Raw genomic sequence first — 26,295 nt, forward strand, 5'->3', positions numbered from 1 at the left:
AATTCTCGTGTATCGGGTTGCCACACGATCGGTCCGTACGTTCACGGTGATGCCCTGGACCCTGCGCCTGTACCGCCCCCGGCTGCAGGCATATCCTGCAGGAAGACCCCCTGACCACCAGCTACCGGAGGAAGACTCGTGGAAATGCCGAAAGCGTCCGACGCCGACAAGGAACACTTCCGGTCGGTGCTGCCTGACCACCCCGAGGTGATCATCAAGCCCATGTTCGGGAACCTGGGGGCCTTCGTGAACGGGAACATGTTCGCCGGCCTGTTCGGCCCCACCATCGGAGTGAAGCTGGCCGAGGCGGACAAGGAGATGCTGGAAGGTACCGAGCGGACCGTTCCCTTCGGGCCACCGGAGCGTCCCATGGGCGGCTACACGGGATTGCCGGAAGTCTGGAACGCCGAGGGCTCCGGCGATGAGGCGCGGGTCAGGGCATGGGTACAGAAGGCATTTGAGCGCGTGGCCGGGCTGCCACCCAAGGAGCCGAAGGCTTCTAAGCCCCGGCCCAAAAAGTAGCGGCCGCCGGCCTGTGCTTGCCGCGCATAGCCTGAGAAGTCTAGGGCAGAGCAACATTCACGAGTTCTGACCGGCTCCCCGTCTGCAGGTCCTCGGTCAGGACCAGCGCACCGACCTGGGGGCAGTGATATTTATGCTCCCGTGAGTCCTTTTCAAGCGGCGTCCAGTCGTAGACCTTGACGCAGTCAGTGTAGGTGCCGGATTTCGTGGTGACGGTCTCGCCGGTAGCGATCGTGTCCCTTATGTCTTCCGCATGACCAACGTAGAATTCCTGCCTGTAGGAATCGCCGACGCGCTGCTCGGCCTTCATCCAGATGCCGGCTTTTGCCCCGTCTCGTCCATGTAAGAAGCTGCCGGAGTGGTTCAACAACATCCCGTTCCAGTAGTTGTCCACGTCCTCGCCGAAGTACCACACGTCGCCGTCTTTGTGTTGCGCCAGGTAATCCCGGGTTTCCTCTACGAGCTGCCCGTTCTTGTATTCCTTATCCAGATACACGACCGTCTCCACGCCCTCGATGGTCATGGTCTCCGGCAGGATTTCGATTTCAATCCTCTCGGTGACCTTTCCCTGCTCGGTGGTCTCGTAAGTCAATTTTTTGCCGACAGGGAGGGCGAAGAATTTATTGGTTATTTGGGTGGTGAAATCGGCGGGGTTGATCTGCGGGTTGTACTCCGCGGCTCTGGTCCTTTTTGTGTTGTCGACGGCAAACAGTGTCACCCCGCCAACAACGAGCAACAGGACGATGAGACCCAAGAAGATTTTGGTACGTGGATTCATGGCCTTTCCCACTCCTTCTGAGTAGAAATTCCTGCAGGGGCCAGAGCACCGTTGCTTGCCCATGGCCATAGAAGAAAGGTAGTGCAGTCGGCTGAACCAGAACACCCTTGCAGACTGACTTCTGATCAGGCTGCGCTTTACGACGCATCGGGGAGCGATAAGGTCGGAGACAGTCAATGAGGCTGGAACAGGAGCTGATCCGGGACTAGTCGCTGGAACGGCTACTCCCGGTCGCTGAGCCGGGTGAAACCGAGCGCTCCGAAACCCACTCGACAGATCTTGTCACGTAGTTAACGACGTGTTCACATCATCCATAGAGGTTGTCCAACAGGCCGCCGTACGGTCCAAGGCATGGACAACCTTTCACGCAGATCCCTCCTGACCGCCGGCCTCGGGGCCGGGCTCGTCGCCGCCTGGCCGGGTGCCGCCGTCGCCACCTCCACCGCGGACGACGCCGGTCTCCGCACCGATCCCTTCCTGCTGGGCATCGCCTCCGGCGAGCCGTGGCCGGACGGTTTCGTGCTCTGGACCCGGCTGGCGCTGGACCCGGTGGCCGAGAACGGCCTGGGCGGCATGCCGTCGCGGAACGTCGCCGTGGCCTGGGAAGTGGCCGAGGACGCGGGCATGCGCACGGTCGTGGCCCGCGGCGTCGAGCAGGCCCGGATCGAAACCGCGCACTCCGTGCACGTGGAGCTGAAAGGCCTGCGGCCGGGGCGCGAATACTTCTACCGGTTCCGCACCGGCCGGCACCTCAGCCCGGTGGGACGCACCCGGACCAGCCCGGCGCTGCATGAGACGCCGGCGTCGCTGGCCATGGCGTTCGCCAGCTGCGCGCAGTTCGAGCACGGCTACTTCACCGCTTACGCCCGGCTGGCGCAGGACCAGCCGGACCTGGTGCTGCACCTGGGTGATTACCTGTACGAATACAAGAAGGACAGCTACGTGATCGGCGGCGGCAACCCGCGCGACCACGCGGGCCCGGAGACCACCACCCTGGCCGGCTACCGGCAGCGGCACGCGCAGTACAAGGCCGACACCGACCTGCAGGCCGCGCACGCTGTGGCGCCGTGGCTGGTGGTCTGGGATGACCACGAGGTGGACAACAACTGGGCGGATGAGGTCCCGGAAAACAAGGATGCCGGGCAGCTGAACGACACCACCGAGCATTTCCGGCAGCGCCGGGCGGCCGCATTCCAGGCCTACTACGAGAACATGCCGCTGCGGCCCTCGTCCGTGCCCGCCGGGTTCGACATGAAGATCTACCGCACCATCCAGTGGGGCCAGCTGGCCAACTTCCACATGATGGACACCCGGCAGTACCGCGACGACCAGCTCGCCGGCGACGGCTGGAAGAAGAACGTGGCCGGGCGGCTCGCCGAGGACCGCACCATCACCGGCGCGGAACAGGAAAAGTGGCTGCTGGACGGCTTCAAGAACTCCACCCAGCGCTGGGACATCCTGGGCCAGCAGGTGTTCTTCGCCGAGAAAGACAGGAACAAGGCACCGGAGATCGACGACGTCTCCATGGACGGGTGGGACGGCTACGCCGCGTCGCGCCGCCGCATCACACAGGGCTGGGTGGACGCGAACGTCCGCAACGCCGTCGTCCTCACCGGCGACGTGCACCGCAACTGGGCCAACGACGTCAAGGTGGACTACAAGGACCCGGCCTCGCCCGTAGTGGGCTCGGAACTCGTCTGCACCTCCATCACCTCCACCGGTAACGGCTCAGGCTCCACCACGGACCCGGTCATGCCCTGGAACCCGCACCTGAAGTTCTACAACGATAACCGCGGCTACGTGAACACCCGCATCACCAGGGACGCGATGACCGCTGACTTCCGGACGCTGGACTACGTCACGACCCCGGGCTCCCCCGTCCGCACGAAGGCGTCCTTCGCGATTCGGGACGGGGTACCAGGTCTGCGGTAGCGGGGCAGAGTCTGTCGAAACCAGCAAGGACGACGGCGGGCACGCGTCCGCCGTCGTCGAATCCCCCTCCATTGGGCCTGCCGAAAACGTCCACTACGCCGACGAATCCCCCGGATGCCTGGACTGGTCAACCCTGAATGGCGGTGTCACTGAGGTTGCCGTATCGTGCGCCGATGGTCTGCTGTGACTGACCCCGCTGGCGCTGGCGGGCCAAGACCCCGGTACGTGCTGAGCACATCTCCGGGAGGAATCCATAGGGCTAGCTAGCCCGCCCTTAAGGGTTCGTAGAAATTTCCAAGTCTTGGTAGAGGTGACCGTTCATGCATCTCTGCTTCTGTTGGGGCTAAATGCGAGTTTATGGCGTGCCCTACTTTATCGTTTGGAGTCATGTGCCCATGGCTGCACATCAATGGCTAGTTCAACTTCAGGGGGAAAATTGCTTATTAGCTCCGTCACAGTCCGCGGTTACCGTTCGCATGCCGAGTCGACGTTGAAGATCGACGACTACACCGTTCTTTTAGGTTCAAATGGTTGTGGCAAGTCGTCGGTGCTTTACGCTTTGGACTGGTTCGTGAACGATCGTCGACTGGACCCCAAGGACCTTTTTACATTGCCCGGAGCGCAGACGCCTGAGGTGGACAATGTTCAGGTCGAAGTCACGTTTGACGCTTTCACGGCGCGAGACCGGCGTTTGCTCCGGGAGTACGGCCGGAAGCAAAGTGTAACGTTTCGCAAGACTTGGACGGTCTCTGACGCTGGAATCGAGACCAAGTTTGTTGGGGATTCCCTCCAAGGACCCGGCTTCGCTGCCGTACGGGCCATCAAATCAGTCACGGAAAAACGAGCCGCCTACAACCAGTTGCGTGAATATCTGACAACTTTGCCCGCACTAGAGCGACTCGCCAAGAGCGATGAAATCGAACGCGAACTGGCCGCGTGGGAAGACTCGCCCGAAAATGTGCCGCTTCTCGAAACCATCGACGACTCAGACGCCAAGCACATGTTCGGATTCAACGGAGCCAATGTGCTTCGGGACTGCGTTCAGTTAGTGCTCATTCCGGCTGGGAACGACTTGACTTCGGACATCGGCGAAATGGGGAAGGGGAGCGTACTTTCCCAGCTCATTGGCAGCTTTCTCACCGAAGCTGGGCAGTCGGCACGCGACGAGTGGATCGAACAGAACGAGGAATCCATCACCAACCTCAATGAGGCGGTAGTGGACTCAATCAATACAGGTACAGAACATGCGACCTCTCGCGTCAATAGGTCGCTGGCGGAGCTGATTCCAGGCGCAACCGTGAGGTTCACCCCCACAGTCGAACCATTTTCACCCCGAATTGAGACGACTGTTCAGACCACCGTCGAAATAGACGGTTCAAGTGTTGACGTATCCCGGCAAGGACACGGCGTGCAGCGGGCCGTAATGATGTCGATCCTGCAGGCCATGGCGGGGGAAGGGGACGCCGATTCCGAAGACCACCCGACCCTGATCCTTTGCATTGAGGAACCAGAGGTCTACCAGCACCCCACACGGGCTCGCGCTTTTGCCACGGCGTTGACGGCCATCGCCGCTCAAAAAGGCAGGCAGGTCCTTCTAGCAAGTCATTCCCCCTATTTTGTTCGGCCCGAGCAGTTTTCCAGTCTGCGACGTCTACGCATAACGGATGGACGTTCAACTGTGACCAGCACGGACGACCAAGCGGTAGCGAAGTCGCTGGGCCGGTCACGTGAAAAAGTCTCCAAACAAGTGCAACAGTGGCTGCCGACGTCATTTTCAGAAGGGTTCTTTGCAGACGCGGTGGCACTCGTAGAGGGCCCGACCGATCAAGTCGTACTGGAGCACCTAAGTGAACGCCTCGATATGCCCCTGGCGAAGCAAGGCGTTTGTGTCATCAACGTCGGCGGAAAGGAAAACATGTCGATGGCCTTCGAGATCCTTCGCAGCTCCGGCGTTCCTGTCTACGTTGTTTTCGATGCAGACTACTCACCGACCTACTCAGCCGTTCAACCGCTGGGTCCAGAAATCGAGACGAACCGGTTGCGTCACGAGGCGGCAACCAACGATCTTCTTTCCTGGTTGCCCTCCAGTACAGGGACGCGAGCCTCCGAAGATTACTCATTTGGCGACCAAACATATGTTGGGCCTCGGTTCACGGCCTTCAGACGAGACCTCGAAGAGGAACTCGACGAATGGGGGTCGTTCGTTTCGAAACTCCACGCGTGCAAGGGAAAGCTCCGGACCAAGCATGCTCACAAGTACAGATTTGCGACTAACGAAGCAGACTGCACCTCCGTGCCATCATCGCTCACGCAATGTGTAAAGGCCATTGTCAGCTTTGCTCAAGACGCGCGTCGCTGACCTCACTTCGAAGGTAGATCGACACGGCAGAGTCATATGGCTGAAGCACGCCCTGTTTGGGAATGTCCGTTTGACCGGGGAACCATCATTAAGCGGACATTCCCTCAGCGCGCCCATTTGGCGAGCCGTACAAGCACATGGCGGGACAGGCACAGATCGAAAACGGCCAGTGACGCATAGAAGCTGACCGGCCAGACTCCGCGCGGAGGTCTCCCTAGCCCGCCAGGCGCAACACGTCACCTCGCAGATCTAGCCGGCACGGTCGACCCATCGAGCTAGAACTTGCCACGACTCAACCGAGTAGCCAAACCCGCAAATCAGGAGAACGTCCGGCCCTGCGCACTCTTCTTCCATCCGTATGGCCAGCTCTTTAGCTTGTGAGTACGTTCCACCGTCCGCCCCCTTTCCCAGCGCCCGCATCCCCGGGATCCGACAGTGCAACGGGCCTGTTTCAAATCCGGATACTTCATTCTGGCCTTTCACGCACTGTTGCCGTCCTGCATGCCGTGCTGGCAGTAGGCCCCAGCACCTGCAATATCGTGGCGGAACGGAGGCCCTAGACTGCGGCGGGCACATTTTGCCGAAACGGGGGCCGGGTGACGTGCGCAGCGGGATGCCTGAGTAAGGGCGATCCGGTCAATCGCGGTCCGCCGACTGAACTAGGAATCATCGTCTGCGCCCAGCTGCAACGGCGGCACCAGTACCTGCCGCCGCCGGCATGAGGCGTACGTGCCCGGCGATCTTTGTTGACCCAGCCGCGCGAGCGATTCCCCGGAACCCACCGCCAACGGCAGGGACGAGATCTCGTGCCACCGATCCGGTCGGCAGGATAACTCGGTATAGACCATGAGTCGATGCGGCGAGGCCAGCTTGTCCAAACGATTGACTGATCGCCTTCGCGAACGCTCCCGAGGTTTGCGCAACCATCCCCGTCGTCGTGCTTTCTGCGGGCTTTGCGACGCGGCTAATGAGGAGCGCCTCTCGATTCATCAACATTCGGAGCATCGTCTCGGTACTTGGCTCCGCGTCCAGCGGGACGAGTGGAACAACGACGGCATTTTCTTCAAGTTCCACAGGACCCCCGCATGATGACTTATTAACTATCGTCAGTAAGTATCGCCTACGTAGGTGATCGACCTCCACTTTGCCTAGGAAGACACAGAACAAATCCACACGAGGGGAGCCGGGGACGAGTTGTTGTGCGACCTACTACCCAAGTGTTCGACGGGACTCGAACTAGAGTCCGAACCGAACGGCTGAGTGCCGAAGCTCGAACTACTCGAGTCATAGTCACTGTCGCCCCGTCTGCCTCAGTATCCGCAAGTTTTGGACCGAATGCCTCGCGCGCCTCGCCTCCGCCGGACGCGTCATACTTCGCCAGTTGGCCGCCCCAACGCGCCGCACCGTGCATTGTCCGACCCCGCCCATATGATCGAGGAACTGTCGGTCCTACACGTCCAGGGGGACGATGTGAACGTTTTGTTTGGCCTGTATCTGGACCGTGCTCCGTGGGCCTACCGGGATTCCGCACTGGGCGAAGTGCGCCTCGGTCCGCTGGGGTTGACCCAGCTCCTGCAGACCCGGCTCGGGCTCACCGGACCCGACGCCCGCCACTCGCCGCGGATCCGGCAGTACCTGGCCCGCCTCGCGGATCAGGACACCCCGGCGGCCTGGTTCCACGGGTCGTTCTCCGTCGACCCGTGGTCCACAGCCATTGACCTGCTGAACCAGCGCGACGAGCTCGTGGTCAACGGCTGGACCGGGGTGGCCCCGGCCGGGTCCACCGCGAAGCTGCAGTCCCTCGCCGCTCTCGAGCAGAGCCCGCTCCCCCTCGACCGGGCCTTCGCCGACTTCCCGCTGGAACTCGTCCACGAACTCGAGAGCGACGCCACCGCGAACTGGCCGCTCGGGATCTCCCGGCTGGAACTCCAGCACCCCCGCATCTCGTTCCCCGCCATCTGGGGCCGGCTCATCAATGCCCTCGAACGGCGCGGGGTGAACGTCACAGACCCGGCTCCGCACCCGGAGCCGGTGGGCGACGTGACTGTCCTCGTCGCCAAAACCGAATGGGAAGCCGCCGAGCACACGGCCCGCTGGCTCGCGTCCGCGACAAACCCTGGAACGGACCGCTCCGCCGTCGTTGCCTCCGCGAGCACGTCCCTGCTGGACCAGGAACTGCAGCTGCGCGGCCTGCCCCGGATCGGTGTCAGCAGCCGCTCCCGCTGGCGGGCCGTGGACCAGATCATCCCGCTCTTCTTCAATGTCATCTGGGGGCCGGTGGACGTCCAGCTGCTGGGCGAGTTCCTAAACCTCCCGGTCAGCCCCGTCCGCCGCGGAGCGGGATGGCAGCTGCTGCGCGCCCTCGCCGCCCAGCCGGGAACCGGGGGCGAGGCATGGCTCGCTGCGCTGCAGCAGATCAGCAGCGACGAGACCCTCGGCCCCGACATGGCTGCCGAGCTTGACCTTCTGCTCAGCACCGGGCTGCTGGCCGACGACGGGACCGTCAGCGGCAGCGCCGTCGTCGAACGCGCGCAGTGGCTGCGCACCCAGCTCAGCCGCCGCGTGCAGATCTACCCCCAGCTGGAGTCCGTGCTTAGCCAGCTCAATGAATTCACGGCCCTGATCGACGGACCGGAACCGGTGACGCGCAAAACCCTTGCGCGGATCCTGGAATCCGTCATTCCCGCCAGTGGCAGTCCCATCTCCAGCGGCGAGGCCGCGCCCTGGGTCACGCTGCGCAGCCTCGCGGAACTCTACGACGACGTGGATACCTTGGTCTGGTGGGGGTGCCAGGATGACGGCCAGGCCCGCGCCCGCCACTGGGACAGCGCCGAACTTCGGGCGCTGCAGACTGTCGGCGTCGAACTGCCTGATCCGGCAGCGCTCGCCGAGCTGGAGCTCGCCGTCGCCGTGGAAGCCGCCAGGCGCTGCCAGCGGCTGCTGCTGGTGCGCGCCGCCGAGATCAACGGCGAGCCCACGAAAGCGCACCCGGTCCTGTCCTCGCTCGCCTTCAGTGTCCTGCCCGTCCCCCTGCCCGGAACCGCGGACGAGAACAAAAAGGCCGTGGAACACACCATCAAGGCCTTCACCGTTACCCCCGCTGACCTGGTGCACGACGGCGTCTGGCACCTCGCCGGCCGGACCGCGGCGCTCACGCCGGTGCAGCCCACCCCGGCCCAGCTTTTCCCCGCCACCCACGAACTGGGCCCCCGCCCGGCCTTCATACCCGACAAGCTCTCCTACTCGCAGCTCAGCACCCTGATCGGCTGTTCCCTGAAATGGGTGCTCGAAAAGAAGGGCCGGCTCAAGGTGGGCGCCGCGCAATCCGTCCCCACCGGCAACACCATGATTGGCACCCTGGTCCACCGGGTTGTCGAGGAACTGTTCGGCGAACTCCACGCCGCGAACCGGGCAGTGCCCACGCCGGCGGAAGTCCAGGCGAAACTCGACCACCTCGTGCCGCACTACGCCTCGGAGCTGCTGCTGCCCGGCCGGGGAAGCAAACTCGCCGGCCTCCGGCCCGTCGTCGAGCACTCCGTCATCAAACTGTTCCAAACCCTGCAGACCCAGGGCATGTACATCCGCGCCACCGAGCACAAGTTCGACAAGCCGGCCACGTTCAACGTCAACGGCGCCCGGACCGAGGTGCAGGTATCCGGCTCCATCGATGTCCTGGCCGCGGACCAACAGGCTGAACCCGTAGTGATCGACCTCAAATGGACCAACCGCTCGAAGTACCGGCGGGAAGAGATCACCGGGGGAAACGCAATGCAGCTCGCCCTGTACCACTGGGCCCTCGACGACGGCCCGGACCCCATGTCCACCGTCGCCGAGGACGCCGCGATGTCCTACTACCTGCTCAAACAAGGCGAATTCGCCTCCACCAGCACACTCTTCGGACCCGCCCTGGCCAGCCCGGCCTCCAGCCGGAGCACCTGGCAGCGGTCCGTCCGCGCCGCCGAATTCTCCATCTCCGAAGTCGTCTCCGGACGGGTCCTCGCCACCGGCCGGCACGAGCTCGGCTCCGCCGACGAACAGCGCGACACGGCCACCGCGGACGGCAGGCTCTACCAGAAACCGCCCTGCAACTTCTGCGACTTCTCCGCACTCTGCGGCCTCAAGGGGGACCTGTCATGAACCACGCCCTGAGCAACGTCACAATGATCACCGCCAGCGCCGGAACCGGGAAAACCTACAGCCTGATGGGCGAAATCGCCCGCGCCATCAACACCGGCACCCGGCCCAGCCAGATCCTGGCCACCACCTTCACCAAGAAAGCCGCCGCCGAACTCATCGACCGGGTACAGGCCGAACTCTTCGGCCAGGAACGTCCCGATGCCGCCCGGCAGATGTCCGTCAGCATGGTGGGCACGGTCAACAGCGTCTGCAGCCGGCTGCTGCAGGAATACGCGGTCGACGCCGGACTCTCGCCCGCGCTGCAGGTCATCGCCGAGGACGAACAACTCCGGATCTTCCAGCTGGCCACCGACGATGTGTTCGCCGCGTTCACGCCGCGGATCCAGCCGCTGGCACGGCGCTTGGGGTACGACGGCGAATCGGACATCCGCGGCACCGACCCCGACTGGCGCAAGATCGTCCGCGACATCACCGACGCCGCCCGCGGCAACAAAATCAGCCCCGCCGACTTGGCGCACTCAGCGTCCGCGTCATGGCACGGACTGCAGCAGGTCCTCGGACCGGTGGCTCTCGACGACCGCGCGTCCTGGTCCAACCAGCTCCTGCAGGGGCTCATGAGCATGCGCGCAATGGCGGCCGACCTCATCGACGGCGGCAAGACCCCGCCCAAGAACCTGATCGCCTCAATCGCGCTGCTGGAGCCCGTCCTGTCCCATGCCTCGCCGGAGGACGCTCCATGGCGCTTCTGGATCGACGCGGCCGGGGTTTCCAATGCGGCAGCCAAGCGGCTGCTGGAAAGTTACATTGCCGCGGTCGAAACGGATCTGGTGGCCAACCCGGCCTTCCAGACCGAGCTGAGGGAATTCACCGAACTGGTGTTTGCCTGCGCGGCCTCCTGCCTGGAGAGGTTCGCCGAATTCAAGCGCGAATACGGGCTCATCGACTTCGCCGACCAGGAAACCCTGGTCCTGGACCTGCTGGAGAACAACCCGGAGTTCCGCGCCTCGATCACGGGCCGGATCAAGTTCATGGTGGTGGACGAGTTCCAGGACACCAGTCCCCTGCAGCTCCAGCTGTTCACGAAGTTCGCCGAGCTGGTGGACAAGGTGGTCTGGGTGGGCGACGCCAAGCAGGCCATCTACGAATTCCGCGGCACGGACCCGGAGCTGATGAAAGCCGTCGCTGCCCACATTCAGCAGAAGACCCAGCTCACCGAGTCCTGGCGGTCCAAGGAAGCTGTCATCGAGCTCTCCAACGCGATCAGCCTCGCCATGTTCCCGGAGCTGAGCGAGCGTGAAGTAAAGCTGGAGGTCCCGGAGGCCCGACAGGATTCCGCGCATCCCAAGAGCGCCCTGGGCGGTTCCCGGGAGGCCTGGACTTTGGCGGCGAAGACGGTGCCGGAACAGCGCCGGGCCATCGCCACTGGCGTCGCGGACCTGATCCAGAGGCGCGGCTTCAAGGCGTCCGACGTCGCCGTCCTGGCCCGGTCGAACGCTGCGGTGGAGGCCATCGCCGCGGAACTGACGACGCTCGGGCTCAAGGCGACAACCCACACCTCCTCACTGTTCGCCGCACGCGAGGTCCAGCTGGTGCGCGCCGGAATGGCCTTTGTCGCCTCCGACGACGACACGGTGGCGTTGGCCGAGCTGGCGCACCTTCACCCGGAGCACGCTGAGTTCGGCCGCTGGGTGCCCGCCTTGTTCGACGCCGCCGAGCCCCAGGAAGAACTCAAACGCTGGGCTTCGGATCCGATTGTGGCCGGGCTGGTCGAGCTTCGCGGCCTGGCCAAGCTGTGCACGCCCACGGAAATCATGGAGGAAGTCACGTCCCGGCTCGGCGTTGCCCGCCTGATCAAATCGTGGAGCAACCCCGGTACGCGGCTGAAGAACCTCGATGCGCTGCGCGCACTGCTGGAGCGGTACTACGAATCGTGTGCCGCGCTCAGCAAGCCCGTCACACTCAGCGGCTCGCTCAAGTTCCTGGCCGACGCCGACAGCGCCGGCAGCGAGAACTTCGGCGACGACGTCGTCAACGTGCTGACCTATCACAAGGCCAAGGGCCTGGAATGGCCGGCCGTGGTCCTGGCCAGCCTGGACACCCCTGTTGCCGCAAAGCCGTGGGGTGTTGCGGTTGAAGGCGTCGCCGAGATCGACGTCCGGAATCCCCTCGCCGGCCGGTGGGTGCGCTTCTGGCCCTGGCCGTTTGGCGGCAAGGGCTTCAAACCGCTCTCCGCGGCGGCGGATGAGTCGGATGTCGCCCGGCGTGTGCTGGCGCGCCGCCAGGCGGACTCGGCACGGGTACTCTACGTGGGGCTGACCCGCGCCATCAGCGTCACCTGCCTGGCAGCAGCCAAGCCGGCCCCGGCTTCGCTGAACACCCTTGCGCCAGGACCGATCGTGGAATGGACCGCTGATGACGGCGTCGACGGGAAGTTGGTCGTCCAGGGCCGGCCCGGCGACAATGAACGCCGGCTGTCCGTGGAAGCATTCAGCTACGAGGCTGCCGATGCGCCTGCAACGGATGAGAAAAGCACCGCCCGGGAATTCGCCGACGGTCTGACCGTGTCCGGCCCGGTGCCTCAGAAGCCTGCGCGGGTGACCGCGAGTTCGATGGAGAGTTTCGGCTTCGTCGCCGACGTTACGGAGGCTGCAGCCCTGGGGGCGCAGCTGATTCCGCACGGAGCCGCCAACTGGGACCACGTGGGCTCCGCCATCCATGGCTACTTCGCCCTGCCGCTTGCCGAGATGAACAGTGGTGTCCGGCTCCTGGCGGCGCAACGGCTCCTGGACCGCTGGGGCGCCGCGTCCGCCGTCGACGCCGCCGTTGTGGTGGAAGCAGGCGACCGGATGCTCGCGTTCTTCGCCGAGCAGTACCCGGGCGCGACAGTCACCACGGAACAGTCCGTGGCCTGGCGGAACGCGGACAACCAGCTGATGGAAGGGTGGATCGACCTTCTGCTGGAGACACCTGCCGGCTACGTGCTGGTGGACCACAAGTCCTATCCGGGCAAGGACCCGGTTGGTCACATCAAGGTCAAGTACGTCGGCCAGATGCGCGGCTACGCCGAAGCGATTGAGTCCATCACCGGGCGGCCCGTCGTCGAAACTTTGATCCACATGCCCGCGCTGGGGAAGATGTTCCGGATCAGCTGAGCGTCACCACCAGCGGTGCCGGCATTCCGGGTTCTGGCACGCCCATTTGGGTATGCCCGACCTTGCCGGTCGCGGGGTAGATGCGCTCTTCTTGCACGATCACGCAGCCCGCGAACTCAGTCTTGGGCATCTCTTCGCGGGCAGACGGCATGATCATTCCGTAGCCAATACGCAAGGCCTCGCTGCCGCAAACAGGGCACTTCCGCGAGACGACGCGCTTCGTCTTCGATTTCGGTTCGGGGATCGCTTCGTCGGGAGTCATAGACGCACTGTAGGTCGCCGCTCCGACAGAAAGGTGCACCTTACGCAGTTGCCGGCTGGTGGGTTTCTCATTCAGCCGGTTCACCGGGTTACTCCAGCGTAATGGTCACCGCTCCGGACATAGCAGCCATCTCCACCGCGGGTTCACGCGGAAGGACTGGGCGTTGCAGGTATTCACTCTGCGAACTCAAAATCGACGGTGATTTCGGGATCGACGCTGGCGATGATTCCGGAGTAGAACACCTTAGCCTGCTCCTTCAGCGCTGTTGCGTTTTGGGTGACGTACTTCTGCTTATTGTCGTCGCTGAGAACGTTGTTCATCATGCGAGTTTCAACGGCTGGGGCCGCCAGCATGCCAAGCGGGTTGGAGCTCTCGAGGGCGTCCTCGAACTTGGGCTTGTCAAAGCCGATGCCAATAAATTGAGGGATGGTCACCCGAAACGACTGTGGGCCGGTGGGTTCGATCTTCACCTGTGACCCGTCGACGCCTAATTTTGCGTCGAACTTGTACTGAATGAGCGTGGTTTTCTCGCTCGCGGGTATAGCCACGCCGAGAATCTCCCCATTACTTTCATGCCTCGTGACACCCTCGATGTGAAGGCTAAGTAAGGCGACCTCTTGCACGCGCGTGACGGCTTGAACCACCTGGGAATCACGTTCGCTGGAGCTGCTGCTGAACAGGGACTTGAGGGCGAGGGCGTTGAGGCCACCGGATGCGAATGCGGCGGCCGCTCCCCCAACCAGCAGCACGATCAGCAGCAAGACCGGCCAAAGCAGAACCCGTGCTTTGAAAAAGTTCATGATTGTTTTGAAGAAGTTCACGATGATTCGATCTCCAGCTTAAGTTCGACGTAAAAATTGCCTCGGAACTCAGCGCTGTTTACCGGCTACAACACATCGAATTGTCGAGTACCCTCGAACGATATACGAAAGCAGGGAGCGGCAGATTATGGCGCGCCCCGCCCGTCTCGGAAATCGCGTCCGTGGGCCGATAATCGACGGATGGCGCCGACAGCCGTGAAGGAACTGTCCGCTCCTTGGCAAGGCCTGTGGCCCCAACATGCCCATCATCTCCGTCGCCATCAGCGACAAGTCGGGCTCGCCCAGCGTGGCCATTGACGACGAGCAGGCAGTCTACGACGCGACCCGCCACATAGCCGATTTCATGATGAGCATGAACAGTTCGGCAAAACATTGCGGAAGGGCGCGCCCGGCCAAACCGGACGCGCCCTCCGCGTGCACCGGACCCGCGATGTGGGCCCGTATCCCCTGAATTCAGTCGATCAGCACCGGTTCCTTGGGACGCTCCGAGGATTCCTCAACGGGCGGAACCTTCCCGTTCCGCTGGTGCACCCAGTTCGCCACCGCCAGCAGCGCCACAAGCGAGAAGGTGCTCAGCAGCTGGGGGCGTGAGTCCTCGCCGATGAAGCCCACCGTGAAGATCGCCGCGAGGATGAGCAGGCCAAAGCCCGTCAGCCACGGGAAGCCGGGCATCCGCAGGGGAAGCTCCGTCCCCTCGCGGTCGGCGCGGAGCCGCAGCGCGAGCTGGGCCAGGAGCGCGGACGTCCACACCAGCAGGCAGGTCGAGCCCACAATGTTGAGCAGGACGGGAAGAACCATCTCGGGGAAAGCCAGCTCCAGCCCGACCGTGACAACGCCGAAGGCGACGCTGGCCAGGACTGCGATAACCGGGACCCGTGCCTTGGACACTGAGGCGAGCAGGCGCGGCGCGTCGCCCCGCTCGGCGAGGGAGAACGCCATCCGGGAGGCGCCATAGAGGTTGGCGTTGAGCGCGGAGAGCAGTGCCGCCACGGCCACCAGGGTGATGGCGGTGGCTGCGCCGGGCATGCCGGCGGCGTCCAGTACCGCCGCGAACGGGCTCTTCAGCCCCGCCGAACCCACGGGAACCACGGCCGCAATGATGAAGATGGAACCGATGTAGAAAACTAGGATGCGCCACAACACCGTGCGGACCGCTTTCTTCACGCTGCGGGCCGGCTCGGCAGTCTCAGCTGCCGCCACGGAGACAATCTCGGTGCCGCCGAACGCGAAGGCCACCACGAACAGTGCTGTGGCAATCCCGGCAAAACCGCTGGGTGCGAATCCGGCACCGGCGAAGTTGGACAGGCCCGGCGACTGCACCCCCGGCAGCCAGCCGAAGAGCAGGGCTGCGCCCACCAGGAGGAACCCGACGATTGCAGCCACCTTGAGCAGGGCGAACCAGAACTCGAACTCGCCGAAGTTCTTCACACTGGTGAGGTTCACGGCGGTGAGCAGCACGATGAACACGAAGGCCATCAGCCACACAGGCAGGGCCGGGAAGATGGTGGCCAGCAGGCCTGCGGCGCCGAGCGCTTCGGCGGCGATGACCACCACGAGCTGCAGCCACCAGAGCCAGCCCACCGTGGCACCGGCCACCGGCCCGTAGGCCTTGGCGGTATAGACGGAGAAGGCTCCGCTGTCCGGGTTGGCGGCGGCCATCTCGCCGAGGGCCCACATCACCAGGATGATGAGGGTGCCGGCTACGAGGTACGAGATCAGCACGGCCGGACCGGCGGCCTGGATACCGGCCCCGGAGCCGATGAAAAGGCCCGCACCGATGGCGCTTCCCAGGCCCATCATCGTGAGCTGGCGGGGTTTGAGTGTGGCGCCGAGCGGGCGGCCAGACGTCTTTGTCTGTTGTTCCATGGGGAGTCCTCTGGTTGTGGAACGGAATGATAAGGGTCAGAAAATTCCTAGACTGCGTGGGCTTCCAAAACCCGGAGCACGCGGTTGTTGGCGGCGGGGCCGGCAACGGTGATCCGCACCCCGTCACCTTGGTAGGCCCGGACCATGATGCCCGCGCGGTCAAACGCCTCCACGAGCCTTGCCTGGAGGCTCTCATCCGCACGGATCCACAGGAAGTTGCCCTGGCTCGACGGCAGCTTCCAGCCCTGGGCTTCGAGCTGCGCGGCCATCCGGGCGCGCTCCTGCGTGACCGCGGCCACCCGAGTTTCCATCTCCGCTCCGGCGTCCAGCGACGCGACGGCGGCCTTCTGGGCCAGCGCGCTCACGGCGAAGGGAAGGGCGGTCCGGCGCAGCCCCTCAGCGATGGCCGGCGCTGCCACGGCGTAGCCCACGCGCAGGCCGGCGAGGCCGTAGGCCTTTGAGAAGGTGCGCAGGATACAGACGTTGGGGTACTGGCGGTAGAGCGCCAGCGAATCGGGGCCGCTGCCCGCTTCGGCGTACTCCACGTAGGCCTCGTCGATCACCACGAGGATGTCGGAACGGACAGAGCGCAGGAAGGCCTCGATGCGCTCGTGGCTGATCGGCACGCCGGTCGGGTTGTTGGGGGTGCAGAGCAGGATCACCTTCGTGTGGGCGGTGACGGCTGCGGCCATGGCATCGAGGTTGTGGCCTTCAAAGGTGTCCAGCGGAACGCGGACCGGCCGGGCGCCGGCCAGCTCCACCAGGAGGGGGTACGCCTCGAAGGAGCGCCACGCGAAGATCACTTCATCCCCGGCATCGCACAGGCCGGTGATGATCTGCTGGAGGACGCCCACGCTGCCGGGTCCCACCGCGACCTCTCCGGCGGTGACGCCGAAGTGGCTGGCGATCCGTTCACGGAGTTCGACGGCGGCACTGTCGGGGTAGCGGTTCATGGTACCGGCCGCTGCGGCCACCGCAGCGGCGGCAGCGGGCAGCGGCTCGTAGTGGCTTTCGTTGCTGGCAAGGGCAGCAATGTCCATGCCGGCGCTGCGCCGGCCCGGGACATACGGCGGGAGGCCGGACACAGCGCCACGAAGGGCGGGGAGTGCGGTGTCCGGTGCGGTGAGGAGCTGATCACGGGTCATGAGGACTGATCATGGGTGTGACTCCGCCCACAATGCAAGCTACGCTCAACCCATTGGGACTTCTGCTCAACTTCTACTGTTTCTGGTGAAAATATGACCATCCTGAACCCCCGCACCCTGGATTCACTCGACGGCAGGATCGTCCTGGCCCTGGATAAGGATCCGGAGGCCAGCGCCCTGGCACTCTCCCGGACACTCGGCGTCGCACGGAACACGGTCCACGCCCGGCTGGCACGGCTCGAGCGCAGCGGCGCCCTCCGCTCCTTCAGCCGGCGACTGGATCCCGCCGCACTCGGCTATGACCTGATGGCCTTCCTCTCCCTGTCCATCAGCCAGACCCGGACAGGTGCGGTGGAGGACGGGCTCGCCGCGATCCCGGAGGTCATCGAGGTGCACGCCACTACCGGCGACGCGGACCTCATGGCCAAGGTGGTGGCGCGCGGCACGGCGGATCTCTATCGCATCACCAACCAGATCCTGGAAATCGAGGGGATTCAACGGACCAGCACGGCCATCTCCGTGCTGGAACTCATGCCCCCGCGCTACGACGGCCTCCTGGCCCGGCTCTCGGAGCAGGAATCCCGCCCCGCAGACTAATAGGCATGATCCACACCACCAGCGTGCAGATTTTCACTTGAAACAACTTCCAACTGCCAAAAATCCCAACCAAAACCAACGCTCTTGCCAATTCGTGACGCAGCCCACAAGATTCCTGCATGACTTCATTCACCGTCTCCGGCCGCGTGGCACAGGTTCTCAGCAGCTATCTCACCGATCTCTTCGGTGTCATGGGCAACGGAAACGTCTATTTCCTGGACGCCGCTGAGAAGATGGGCCTCCGCTTCTCCGCCGTCCGCCATGAAGGCGCAGCCATCGCCGCAGCCGACGCCTACTACCGCGCCTCGGGACGACTCGCAGCGGGCACCACCACCTACGGCCCCGGCTACACCAATGCACTCACCGCCCTGGCCGAGGCGGTCCAGGCGCAGATCCCCGTCGTGCTGGTCACCGGGGACGCTCCGAGCAGCGGCGCCCGCCCTCAGGACGTGGACCAGGCGGCCATCGCCGCAGGCCTCGGCGCGGCCACCTTCACCGTGACCCGCGACGCCGCGGGCTCCATCACGCGGCAGGCGGTGGAGTACGCGCTCACCAAGCGCACCGCCGTCGTGATTGCCATCCCCTACGACCTCGCGGCACTCGAGGCGGCAGATGAAGAGCTTCCGGCGCCGTTGGCACCCCAGGTAATGGACGACGTCGACGGCGGCCTGGGGCAGGTAGCCCGCCTGCTCGCCGGGGCGAAGCGGCCGTTGGTCCTCGCCGGCCGCGGCGCACACCTCGCCGGCGCCGGCCCGGAGCTCCGGGAACTTGCCGACCGGCTCGGCGCGCTGACCGCCGGAACCGCCCTGGCGCTCAACCTCCTCCAGGGCGACGGGTATCTCGGCGTCGCGGGCGGCTTCGGCACTGATACCGCGGCCGGGCTCATGGGTGAGGCCGATGTAATCCTCGTGGCCGGGGCAAGCCTGAGCCCGTTCACCATGCGGTTCGGGCACCTGCTCGGCCCGGACAGCACGGTCATCCAGATCGACGCCGCCCTGCAGCCGACGAACCCCCGGGTGGACACGTTCGTCAGCGCGGACGTGAAGTCTGCTGCCGGACGCATCCTAAAGATGCTGGATGACCCGGCCTCGCCGGCCGCCGGCCCCGCAGCAGCCTGGCGCGCGGAAGCCCGCAAACGCCTGGTCGAGGGACCAGTCCACCACCCAGGCTCAGCGGAGACGCCGGACGGCCGGCTGGACCCGCGTTCCCTCGCCCTGGCACTGGATGGGGTGCTGCCGGAGCGCCGCACGGTGGTCCAGGACGGAGGGCACTTCGTTGGCTGGGCACCCATGTACTGGCGCATCCCGAGGCCACAGGATCTGGTCATGGTGGGGACCGCCTACCAGACCATCGGACTGGGCCTTGCCAGCGCCGTCGGGGCAGCCCGCGCCGTGGAGGACGGCCGCACCCTGGTGCTGGCCTCCGGCGACGGCGGTTTCCTGATGGGCCTATCCGACCTCGAATCGCTCATCGGCGCGGCAACCAGCGCCGTCGTCGTGATCTACAACGACGCCGCCTACGGCGCCGAAATCCACCAGTACGGCTCCCAGGGCCTGACCGAAAAGCCCATGCTGATCCCCGAGGTGGACTTCAGCGGCGTCGCCCGAGCGCTCGGTGCTGAGTCGGCGATCGTCCGCTCGCTGGCGGATCTTTCCGCGCTCCAGGACTGGATCGACGCCGGCGCCAAGGGAACCTTTGTGGCCGACTGCCGGATCACGTCGAGCGTCCGGGCCCCGTGGCTGAGCGAGTGGATGGCGGCCAAGCAGAACGCAAAGGCGGCGGTGGCGGGCTAACTGCCGCGCCCCCGACGGACCTGGGGGTTCTGGAAAGCCAGACTTCCCCGTTCCGAGGAGGCACAGCCAGCACGCTTCCAACGAGTTCACGCATGAGGGACGCAGGGTTCGTCGCCGTGGCGTACCACTACTGCCCGTCCGCATCGGATGAGATAGCGCTCTACTACTCCGAGACCAAATGCGACGCTCTAGTCTCAACTCCGCTTGGTTGGGGCCAGCCTGAAGCAGACTTGTCCCATGGGACCACATTTATCCCAGACCTTTTGGTGGCAGTTTTCGGGGCCGGATTGACGGTTCTCATCGCATTCTTGACATTTCGGCACCAGCAAAAGGTGACTGAACGCGTCGAATTGAACCGCCTGATCAGCGACCTAAACCTCCGCCGAGTCCTGCACGAGATCACCGATCCTCGTCTCGTCCATGGCGCAAAGAACATTGATGATTTCAAGCACGCGAACTTAAGCGTTCTGGACATACGGGAACAGACTAAACGTGTCGGTCATCACCTGCGCCCAAATTCCCCCGCCCAAGAACCGGTGTCTGATTTGATCAAAGGCTGTAATCGGTACCTCGAAGCGCGGATGTACGAGCCTGAAAAGTACCATTTTCATCTGCAGGAACTCCGGGGCGAAGTTCAAGCCTGCATCAACAAAATTGCAGCTGGTGACGGCAAGATTAAGCCTCTCGATCCAGGAAGTTCAGCCTACTGAATTGCGGTCAAAGACAGCTCAAAAGGAAATGAGGCGTCGAGTCCGGGACAGAACCGCGTCCCGCGGGTAGGCTGCCTGAGGGGGAACGAGAGGAACAGTCCGGATGACACAAGCAGCCGTCACGCATTATGAGGTGCTTGGAGTACAAACGACGGCCGACACAGCCGAAATCAAAAAGGCATACCAGCGAAGCCTCAGGACGTCGCATCCGGATGTGGGTGGCAGCACCGGCTTATTCCGACTCGTTCAGGAAGCCTACGAGGTCCTCTCCGATCCGGCTCGTAGAGCGGCCTACGACCGCACTCCGAAGGACAGCAGCTCCGGGCACGCAGGAATAACCAGCAGCCACGGGCCGCAACAGAAAAAGTCACAGTCCAATTCGGACTCATCGCAGCAGAAGGCAGAAGCAGGCTTCGCTGAGATGGAGCAGCCGCCCACCCCAATTCCGTGGACCGGACCGGCGGTGGAGTACCGGCCTCCACTTGTCCCGCCGTCGGGCGAAGCCCGCAAGATTCGTCGGCCCGCACCTCCCTGGACACGCACTTGGCGAACCGTCTTCTACGTCTTGGGCAGTGTGTGCACCGTCCCTCCCCTGTTCAGTACGATCTGGTACTTCAGCACTCAGACAAACCCCAACGGGTTGGTAATGGGGCTAACCTGTCTTCTTATCACCGCCCTAACTGCCGGATTCTGGTTTGTCGCTGCCATGTTCCCGAAGTGGTGGACAAAAAGGAAACGCCCTGCACCTCCCGCCATCCCGGCCAGCGCTTATCTGGTTGAGGAGATTCTCAGCCGCACCGTCCATGGTGTGCCCGGTCGGGGTCTCTCTGTGGGACGCTTCGGGGACAGGGCGGAGATCGGCGCAGAGGGCGAACGGCGCACGGCCCGGCTCATCACCCACTCAGTCCTTCCGGTAATCCCCTCTGCCCGACTCATCAACGGGCTCCGTTGGCCTGGGTCCGAACACGCCGACCTCGATCATGCCGTTATTGCCGGAAACAGAATCGTTCTGATCGACTCAAAGATGTGGGCAGACGGCGCCTATTGGTGGGACAATAAGCAGCTTTTCCGCAACGGCCGAGAGCTCAAGGCCTTTGGGCTGGGAGCAGGTGTCGAGGCGATTCGTGCCGTCTATCCCGGATATATCGTTGAAGGCTGGGTAGTACTGCATTCACCAACGGGAAGACTCTCCCTACCGTCGGTTGAGCGTGCTGGCATGTTCCCGCTTCCCGGGCGGGCACCCATCCGGATGGTTACTCCACGAGAATTTGTATCCGAGATCCATGCTTTCTTGGTACAGGGCGATGCTCCGCATGTGGTCCACGTCCCAGCTTTGGCCGGACTCCTCCGCTCCATGTTGTAGACAAGGAACAAAGTTAGGCCTGCTGTCCCCAAACTCCTACTGTCCCGGCGCGCGGTAGGACGGCGTCTTTCTCGCAGTTTCGTCGATGTCGTCCACGGTCATGAGCGGCATCAGGCAGACGAAGGCGACGCCGTCGATCAGCTGCTGGTTCTCGTCAGGCCCTTCCACCACGTTGACGCTGCCGCGGTAGGCCGAAGCGGTCCAGGCGGTGGAGTCGGCTGCGTTGCCTGCAGACGCGTTCAGCAAAGAGGCCGCGGCGATGACGGCCAGGGCCAACGGCCGGGCGGGATGGAACCTGGACGGTCTGGCGATCAAGTACACGAAGGTCCTCCGGGTCGAGTGAACGCTGACGGCGGTTCTAGCCCGGCGCATCCACGCTCATAGGACCGGACGAACGGTTACCGACGGGTAAGCCACGGGAAAGGGACGGGCATGTAACCACTCGTCGAGCCGCGTTGCCTTCCGTCTGGCTGCTCACCACAGCACTGCGCCATGGCTCACGCGGCGTACCCTGAACCCATGGCAGCCGACGGCAGTTCCCTGCGCATCCTGGCAGGACGCGTGAAGTCGGTCTATGAGAACCTTCCGCTGCCGCCGGCCGTTGTGGCCGCGATGACCCTCGACCTCCTCCCTGCCAGGCTCCGTCCATGGCGGTTCCCGGCCCCCGTTCCGTTCACAGGATGGCGGGGGCAGCGCTGGTGGTCGTCGGCGCCGGCCTCAATGCGTGGGCCCTGGCTGAACGTCGACGGCGATCGGCGGGTCATTCGAGCTGGAGCGGCCGGAGGATCTGGTGGACACCGGGCCCTACGCGATCACCCGCAATCCCATGTACGTAGGCTGGTGGCTCATTCAACTCGGCGCGGGCACTTTGGCCGGTTCCTCCTGGGTCCTCGCGCTGCTGCCAGTCGAACTGCTCGTGGAGCACCGTTTTGTCCTCGAGGAAGAGGCCGTGCTCGCGCGGCTGTTTCCGCAGTCCTACCCGGCCTACACGGAAAAGGTGCCGCGCTACCTTGGGCTCCCCCGCACGCAGGCTCCTTGGGCTGGAACTCACGCGCCGCCGTCGTACGCCGCCGCCGGCGCCATAGGAAACGCACAGGTCCGCGGCCTAACATGGCCCACATGAAGTCTGCCCGGGACGCACGCTCTGCCGCCGTTGTGATCAACGCCGGATCACGCCGAGGGGCGGCATACGAACCTGCCGTGGACGCGATGCGCAAGGCAGGCGTGCCCATCTTCGCCGTGCATCATGTTCACTCGGGGGCAGACCTGGCCGGGACGCTTGATCGGGTGATTGCGGACGGGCACGACCTGGTCGTTGTCGGCGGCGGCGACGGGACGGTGTCCTACGCCGCCGGCCGTGTTTCCGGCACCAACGTTGTGCTCGGCGTTCTTCCGCTGGGCACCGCCAACGACTTCGCCCGCACGCTGGAGATACCGAACAATCTTGCCGAGGCGTGCGCCACCATCGCCGAAGGCAAGGTGGTGGACATCGACCTCGGCCGGGCCAACGGAGAGCCCTTCCTCAACGTCGCGTCCGTGGGCCTGTCGGTATCTGTCACGGAAGCTCTCAGCCCCCGCTTGAAGCGGTACATCGGGCCATTGGCGTACAGCATCGCCACGCTAACGGCATATGCCCGGCACAAGGCGTTCGGGGGCCGCCTCGAGTTCCCCGAGGGGGACCACGAGCCGCTGGAGCTCGACGACCTGCTTCAGGTGGCCGTCGGCAACGGCCGGCACTACGGCGGCGGCAACACCGTCTCCCCGACGGCAGGGATCGATGACCACATCCTTGATATCTACGCCATCTTGGCGGGGCCTCTGCGGGAGCACGTGAGCATCGCACGGCTGCTCAAGGACGGAAGCTTCATCAAACACGACCGGGTATACCACCTGACCACCCGGAGTGTCCGGCTGGTCAGCGACCCGCCGCTGCCGGTGAACCTCGACGGCGAGATCGCGACCACCACGCCCACCGACTTCACCGTCCAGCGCAACGCCGTCCACGTCGTGGTGCCCCAGAGCAGCACCAGCGCGTTGTTCGACGGACCGGGCGCCGCGACCTGGCCGTCCGTTTGAACGCTCGTGAGCACGTCTGGTCGCGCGCACATCCGCATCGTGACGAGCCGGGGCACGAGTACGGCATGGACAGAGAGGCCCGCGGCTGCGCTAGTTGTGCGGCCGTGTCTACACGGGACGCTTAGTACTCGGAAGCAGAGTATTGCCGCTGGCTGGGCTGTGTCAGCACCGGCAGTGCGTCGATCTTCACCAAGGCACGGTGAATGGCGACCATGAGCATGAAGAATCCGACTACTGCCAGGGGCTGCGCGGCTGAGCCAAGCGTGGCAAAGTGGCTGGCATGCCAGCTTTCCGTTCGTCCGATGACCTCCAGGGAGCACAATTCACCGACGTGAACCTGCGCGGAGCCCGTTTTGTCCGGTCCGATCTGTCCGGCGCGGTGATGCGCGGCGTGGACGTGGCCGGGGCAGACATCGATGCGCCGTGGCTGTTCGACGGCGGGAACGTCCTGCGCGTCAACGGCGTCGATGTGGTCCCCTTCGTCGAGGCAGAACTCAACCGCCGTTTTCCCGGCCGCGCCGGAAGACGCGCTGCAGATCCTGAGGGCCTTCGCGCAGCCTGGGCGGCGCTCGAACGGACCTGGTCGGCGATGCTCGAGCGGGTCGCGGCGATGCCAGCCGGCGTCGTCGACATCTCCGTGGATGGTGAGTGGTCCTTCGCCCAGACGCTTCGGCACTTGGTCATGGCCACAGACACGTGGCTGGGCCGGGCAATCCTGGAGATCGAACAGCCCTATCACCCAATCGGCCAGCCCAACGTAGAGTACGAGACCGACGGCTACGACCCGTCAATCTTCTCCATAGCGACACCGTCGTATGCCGAAGTGCTCGAGGTCCGGGCAGGCCGGAATGCCATGGTGCGCGACTACCTCGCCACTGTCATCCAGGACGAACTGTCCACGGAACGCAAGAACCCCTGGGGCCCTGAGCAGCCGGAGACTCTCCTCTCGTGTCTGCACACCATTCTCGATGAGGAGTGGGAGCACCACCGCTACGCGGCCCGCGATCTGGACGCGATCGAGGCGGATCCGCCGCTTAAGGCCTGATGCAACTCCCTAACCAACAACGCAGTCCGCGTTTCCCGAGTTCATTGAATCCGGGGTCGCGGGCCCCCGTGGCATGGATACCATTGTTTTCCCCTTGGCCCGGTTCTACGGTGAAGGGACGGTCAGCCGAAGTGCAGGTGCGGGCATGCGGATTCTTTCCTGGTCAACGGGCTGGCTCCTGTTGTGCGTACTGGCCGTAAGTATCCTCGGCAGCTCCGCACCGCCTGCACCTGCCGCTTCGGCTGCGCTGGCCACTGCGCCCGCGCGTTCCGAGCAGACCTATGACGCCCTGGATTCCTTCCTGCAGGACCAGATCGAGGTCCTCGGAATTCCGGGTGCCGCTGTCGCCGTCGTCAAGGACGGGGTCCGGGTGCACGCCGCCGCGTTCGGCCGCGCCGATGACATGGGACGGCCGGTGACCACGCGGACGCCGGTGCTGCTGGCCTCCACCAGCAAGACCCTCACCGCCATCGCCGTGCTGCAGCAGGTTGAGGCCGGCCGGCTGAGGCTGGATGAGCCGGTGCAGACCTACCTGCCGTGGTTCATGCTGGACGACAACCGCTCCTCAGCCATTACCGTCCGCCACCTGCTCCACCAGGCCAGCGGCATGGCCGCCAAGGACACGGCCTTCGAAGCCTCCGACGCGCAGGAACCGGAAGCCCTCGAAGCAGCGGTGCGGGCCCTGGCGGACTCCCCTCTGGCCGGCGAACCGGGCACTGCCTTCCGGTATGCCAGCGCCAACTTCAACGTCCTGGGCCTCCTGGTGCAGTCGGTCTCCGGCCAGCCGTTCGGCGACTACCTGGCGCAGCATGTCTTCGGACCCCTGGAGATGGCGAACAGCCATCCGACGCGGGCTGATGCCCGCGCGGACAACGCGGCGGCCGGCTACTCGCGGTGGTTTGGCACGTGGTGGCGCCAGACCGACGTCCCGGCTCCCAGCACCGGAATGCCGTCCTCCACGCTTTACTCGTCTGCCGAGGATCTGAGCCACGAACTGATGGCCCTGCTCGACGGCGGCCGCTTCGGCGACGCCCGGATACTCCAGCCCGAGAGCATCGAGGCGATGTTCGAGCCACAGGTGCAGGTGAGCGAATCCCAGCGCTACGCCATGGGCTGGTTCGCCCGGCCGCTGGTGGAGTCCACCGATCCCGCAGCACCGCCCGCCCCTGAGGAGACGCTGCCGCTGCTCCTGGAGCATCAGGGGGAATGGGGGAACAGCCACACCTACCTGGCCCTGGTTCCGTCCGCCCGTCTGGGCGTCGCTCTGGTCATCAACGGCAACGACACCGCTGCCCCGTCACGGCTGAAGGCGATCGACACCAACCTCCTGCGCATTCTCCACGGCCACGCGCCGATGCCTGCGGTGGTGCACGAGGACTGGCTGCAGCGCAGCAGCTGGGCGGTCGCGCTCGGACTGCTGCTGGCGGAGCTGCTGAGCCTGTGGCTGGCGCTGCGGTTCCTGTTGCCGCAGCGATATGCCCATGTCGGGAAGCGGTGGGCTCCCCTGGCCTGGGCCGCCGCGGCCCTCGCCCTCGACGGGTTTGCGCTGTGGCTGTGCCTCATTTACGCCCCCGCCCGGTTCGACACCCACGTGTTCGTCATCCTCCGCCAGTTCCCCGACGTCGGCGTCTCGCTGGTGCCGGTTCTTGCCCTGGCTATCCTGTGGCCGGTCCCGCGGACAGTGTGGCTGCTGCTGACGATGCGGGCCCGGCCGTCAGCACTCTGAGGGGACCGAAA

General features: G+C 64.6%; 20 protein-coding genes. 14 read left to right on the top strand and 6 right to left on the bottom strand.

The window, feature by feature from the left end; genetic code table 11:
- The first annotated feature begins 138 nt into the window (after positions 1-138).
- Positions 139-522, top strand: coding sequence for a TfoX/Sxy family protein (locus tag AC50X9_RS01850; RefSeq protein WP_494889576.1), 384 nt, complete (start codon positions 139-141; stop codon positions 520-522).
- A 40-nt stretch (positions 523-562) separates the two neighbouring features.
- Here the strand turns inward: AC50X9_RS01850 and AC50X9_RS01855 are convergent, their stop codons facing one another.
- On the bottom strand, positions 563-1,300 hold the full coding sequence (locus AC50X9_RS01855) for a hypothetical protein (RefSeq protein WP_494889578.1): 738 nt from the start codon (positions 1,298-1,300) through the stop codon (positions 563-565).
- Between the two features lie 351 nt (positions 1,301-1,651).
- Here AC50X9_RS01855 and AC50X9_RS01860 point away from each other — a divergent pair, with 351 nt between their 5' ends.
- The 4 genes from AC50X9_RS01860 (at position 1,652) to AC50X9_RS01875 (ending at position 12,880) form a co-directional block, all read left to right on the top strand.
- Complete coding sequence (locus AC50X9_RS01860; RefSeq protein WP_494889580.1) at positions 1,652-3,232, top strand: alkaline phosphatase D family protein; 1,581 nt, start codon at positions 1,652-1,654, stop codon at positions 3,230-3,232.
- Between the two features lie 409 nt (positions 3,233-3,641).
- Positions 3,642-5,591 (top strand): AAA family ATPase, encoded by a 1,950-nt coding sequence (locus AC50X9_RS01865; protein ID WP_494889582.1) that lies wholly within the window; start codon positions 3,642-3,644, stop codon positions 5,589-5,591.
- A gap of 1,470 nt (positions 5,592-7,061) precedes the next feature.
- Positions 7,062-9,728: a PD-(D/E)XK nuclease family protein gene (locus tag AC50X9_RS01870; protein ID WP_494889584.1), complete on the top strand. Its 2,667-nt coding sequence runs from the start codon at positions 7,062-7,064 to the stop codon at positions 9,726-9,728.
- Positions 9,725-12,880: a UvrD-helicase domain-containing protein gene (locus AC50X9_RS01875; RefSeq protein WP_494889586.1), complete on the top strand. Its 3,156-nt coding sequence runs from the start codon at positions 9,725-9,727 to the stop codon at positions 12,878-12,880. The genes AC50X9_RS01870 and AC50X9_RS01875 overlap by 4 nt, the downstream gene beginning before the upstream one ends.
- Here the strand turns inward: AC50X9_RS01875 and AC50X9_RS01880 are convergent.
- Together AC50X9_RS01880 and AC50X9_RS01885 are read right to left on the bottom strand one after the other, a co-directional pair.
- The gene (locus AC50X9_RS01880) at positions 12,873-13,142 is read right to left on the bottom strand and encodes a hypothetical protein (protein WP_494889588.1); all 270 of its coding nucleotides are present in this window, start codon (positions 13,140-13,142) and stop codon (positions 12,873-12,875) included. The two genes, AC50X9_RS01875 and AC50X9_RS01880, sit on opposite strands and share 8 nt — an antisense overlap.
- A gap of 173 nt (positions 13,143-13,315) precedes the next feature.
- Positions 13,316-13,963 (bottom strand): hypothetical protein, encoded by a 648-nt coding sequence (locus AC50X9_RS01885; protein WP_494889590.1) that lies wholly within the window; start codon positions 13,961-13,963, stop codon positions 13,316-13,318.
- Positions 13,964-14,201: 238 nt separating this feature from the next.
- On the opposite strand from AC50X9_RS01885, the gene AC50X9_RS01890 reads away from it, so the two are divergent.
- On the top strand, positions 14,202-14,414 hold the full coding sequence (locus AC50X9_RS01890) for a hypothetical protein (protein WP_494889592.1): 213 nt from the start codon (positions 14,202-14,204) through the stop codon (positions 14,412-14,414).
- Between the two features lie 2 nt (positions 14,415-14,416).
- Here AC50X9_RS01890 and AC50X9_RS01895 read toward each other — a convergent pair whose 3' ends face one another.
- Both AC50X9_RS01895 and hisC read right to left on the bottom strand, forming a co-directional pair.
- The gene (locus AC50X9_RS01895) at positions 14,417-15,829 is read right to left on the bottom strand and encodes an amino acid permease (RefSeq protein WP_494889594.1); all 1,413 of its coding nucleotides are present in this window, start codon (positions 15,827-15,829) and stop codon (positions 14,417-14,419) included.
- A 47-nt stretch (positions 15,830-15,876) separates the two neighbouring features.
- Positions 15,877-16,974: a histidinol-phosphate transaminase gene (hisC, locus tag AC50X9_RS01900; RefSeq protein WP_494889596.1), complete on the bottom strand. Its 1,098-nt coding sequence runs from the start codon at positions 16,972-16,974 to the stop codon at positions 15,877-15,879.
- Between the two features lie 93 nt (positions 16,975-17,067).
- Here hisC and AC50X9_RS01905 point away from each other — a divergent pair, with 93 nt between their 5' ends.
- From AC50X9_RS01905 to AC50X9_RS01920, 4 genes are all read left to right on the top strand, one after another.
- On the top strand, positions 17,068-17,571 hold the full coding sequence (locus tag AC50X9_RS01905; RefSeq protein WP_494889598.1) for an Lrp/AsnC family transcriptional regulator: 504 nt from the start codon (positions 17,068-17,070) through the stop codon (positions 17,569-17,571).
- Between the two features lie 119 nt (positions 17,572-17,690).
- A complete protein-coding gene (locus tag AC50X9_RS01910) occupies positions 17,691-19,364 on the top strand; it encodes a thiamine pyrophosphate-binding protein (RefSeq protein WP_494889600.1) in 1,674 nt (557 codons plus the stop codon).
- A gap of 332 nt (positions 19,365-19,696) precedes the next feature.
- A complete protein-coding gene (locus AC50X9_RS01915) occupies positions 19,697-20,074 on the top strand; it encodes a DUF6650 family protein (protein ID WP_494889602.1) in 378 nt (125 codons plus the stop codon).
- Positions 20,075-20,177: 103 nt separating this feature from the next.
- The gene (locus tag AC50X9_RS01920; RefSeq protein WP_494889604.1) at positions 20,178-21,437 is read left to right on the top strand and encodes a J domain-containing protein; all 1,260 of its coding nucleotides are present in this window, start codon (positions 20,178-20,180) and stop codon (positions 21,435-21,437) included.
- Between the two features lie 36 nt (positions 21,438-21,473).
- Here AC50X9_RS01920 and AC50X9_RS01925 read toward each other — a convergent pair whose 3' ends face one another.
- On the bottom strand, positions 21,474-21,758 hold the full coding sequence (locus tag AC50X9_RS01925) for a hypothetical protein (RefSeq protein WP_494889606.1): 285 nt from the start codon (positions 21,756-21,758) through the stop codon (positions 21,474-21,476).
- A 469-nt stretch (positions 21,759-22,227) separates the two neighbouring features.
- Between AC50X9_RS01925 and AC50X9_RS01930 the strand changes: the two genes are divergently transcribed.
- The 4 genes from AC50X9_RS01930 to AC50X9_RS01945 all read left to right on the top strand — a co-directional run bounded on the left by AC50X9_RS01930 (position 22,228) and on the right by AC50X9_RS01945 (position 26,284).
- Positions 22,228-22,560: a methyltransferase family protein gene (locus tag AC50X9_RS01930; RefSeq protein ID WP_494889608.1), complete on the top strand. Its 333-nt coding sequence runs from the start codon at positions 22,228-22,230 to the stop codon at positions 22,558-22,560.
- Positions 22,557-23,513, top strand: a complete 957-nt coding sequence (locus AC50X9_RS01935; RefSeq protein WP_494889610.1) for a lipid kinase — start codon at positions 22,557-22,559, stop codon at positions 23,511-23,513. The genes AC50X9_RS01930 and AC50X9_RS01935 overlap by 4 nt, the downstream gene beginning before the upstream one ends.
- 280 nt (positions 23,514-23,793) lie before the next feature.
- A complete protein-coding gene (locus AC50X9_RS01940) occupies positions 23,794-24,558 on the top strand; it encodes a DinB family protein (RefSeq protein WP_494889612.1) in 765 nt (254 codons plus the stop codon).
- Positions 24,559-24,703: 145 nt separating this feature from the next.
- Positions 24,704-26,284 carry a serine hydrolase domain-containing protein gene (locus AC50X9_RS01945; RefSeq protein WP_494889614.1) on the top strand — a complete coding sequence of 527 codons (1,581 nt, stop codon included), beginning with the start codon at positions 24,704-24,706 and terminating at the stop codon, positions 26,282-26,284.
- The last annotated feature ends 11 nt before the right edge of the window (positions 26,285-26,295 follow it).

The sequence above is a fragment of the Pseudarthrobacter sp. HLT1-3 genome (assembly GCF_059383535.1).

Excerpts from the sequence above, each read along its gene's own strand:
- AC50X9_RS01855 (WP_494889578.1), bottom strand. The coding sequence starts at position 1,300 with ATGAATCCACGTACCAAAATCTTCTTGGGTCTCATCGTCCTGTTGCTC.
- AC50X9_RS01860 (WP_494889580.1), top strand. The coding sequence starts at position 1,652 with ATGGACAACCTTTCACGCAGATCCCTCCTGACCGCCGGCCTCGGGGCC.
- AC50X9_RS01865 (WP_494889582.1), top strand. The coding sequence starts at position 3,642 with ATGGCTAGTTCAACTTCAGGGGGAAAATTGCTTATTAGCTCCGTCACA.
- AC50X9_RS01875 (WP_494889586.1), top strand. The coding sequence starts at position 9,725 with ATGAACCACGCCCTGAGCAACGTCACAATGATCACCGCCAGCGCCGGA.
- AC50X9_RS01880 (WP_494889588.1), bottom strand. The coding sequence starts at position 13,142 with ATGACTCCCGACGAAGCGATCCCCGAACCGAAATCGAAGACGAAGCGC.
- AC50X9_RS01890 (WP_494889592.1), top strand. The coding sequence starts at position 14,202 with ATGCCCATCATCTCCGTCGCCATCAGCGACAAGTCGGGCTCGCCCAGC.
- AC50X9_RS01895 (WP_494889594.1), bottom strand. The coding sequence starts at position 15,829 with ATGGAACAACAGACAAAGACGTCTGGCCGCCCGCTCGGCGCCACACTC.
- hisC (WP_494889596.1), bottom strand. The coding sequence starts at position 16,974 with ATGACCCGTGATCAGCTCCTCACCGCACCGGACACCGCACTCCCCGCC.
- AC50X9_RS01905 (WP_494889598.1), top strand. The coding sequence starts at position 17,068 with ATGACCATCCTGAACCCCCGCACCCTGGATTCACTCGACGGCAGGATC.
- AC50X9_RS01910 (WP_494889600.1), top strand. The coding sequence starts at position 17,691 with ATGACTTCATTCACCGTCTCCGGCCGCGTGGCACAGGTTCTCAGCAGC.
- AC50X9_RS01920 (WP_494889604.1), top strand. The coding sequence starts at position 20,178 with ATGACACAAGCAGCCGTCACGCATTATGAGGTGCTTGGAGTACAAACG.
- AC50X9_RS01935 (WP_494889610.1), top strand. The coding sequence starts at position 22,557 with ATGAAGTCTGCCCGGGACGCACGCTCTGCCGCCGTTGTGATCAACGCC.
- AC50X9_RS01940 (WP_494889612.1), top strand. The coding sequence starts at position 23,794 with ATGCCAGCTTTCCGTTCGTCCGATGACCTCCAGGGAGCACAATTCACC.
- AC50X9_RS01945 (WP_494889614.1), top strand. The coding sequence starts at position 24,704 with ATGCGGATTCTTTCCTGGTCAACGGGCTGGCTCCTGTTGTGCGTACTG.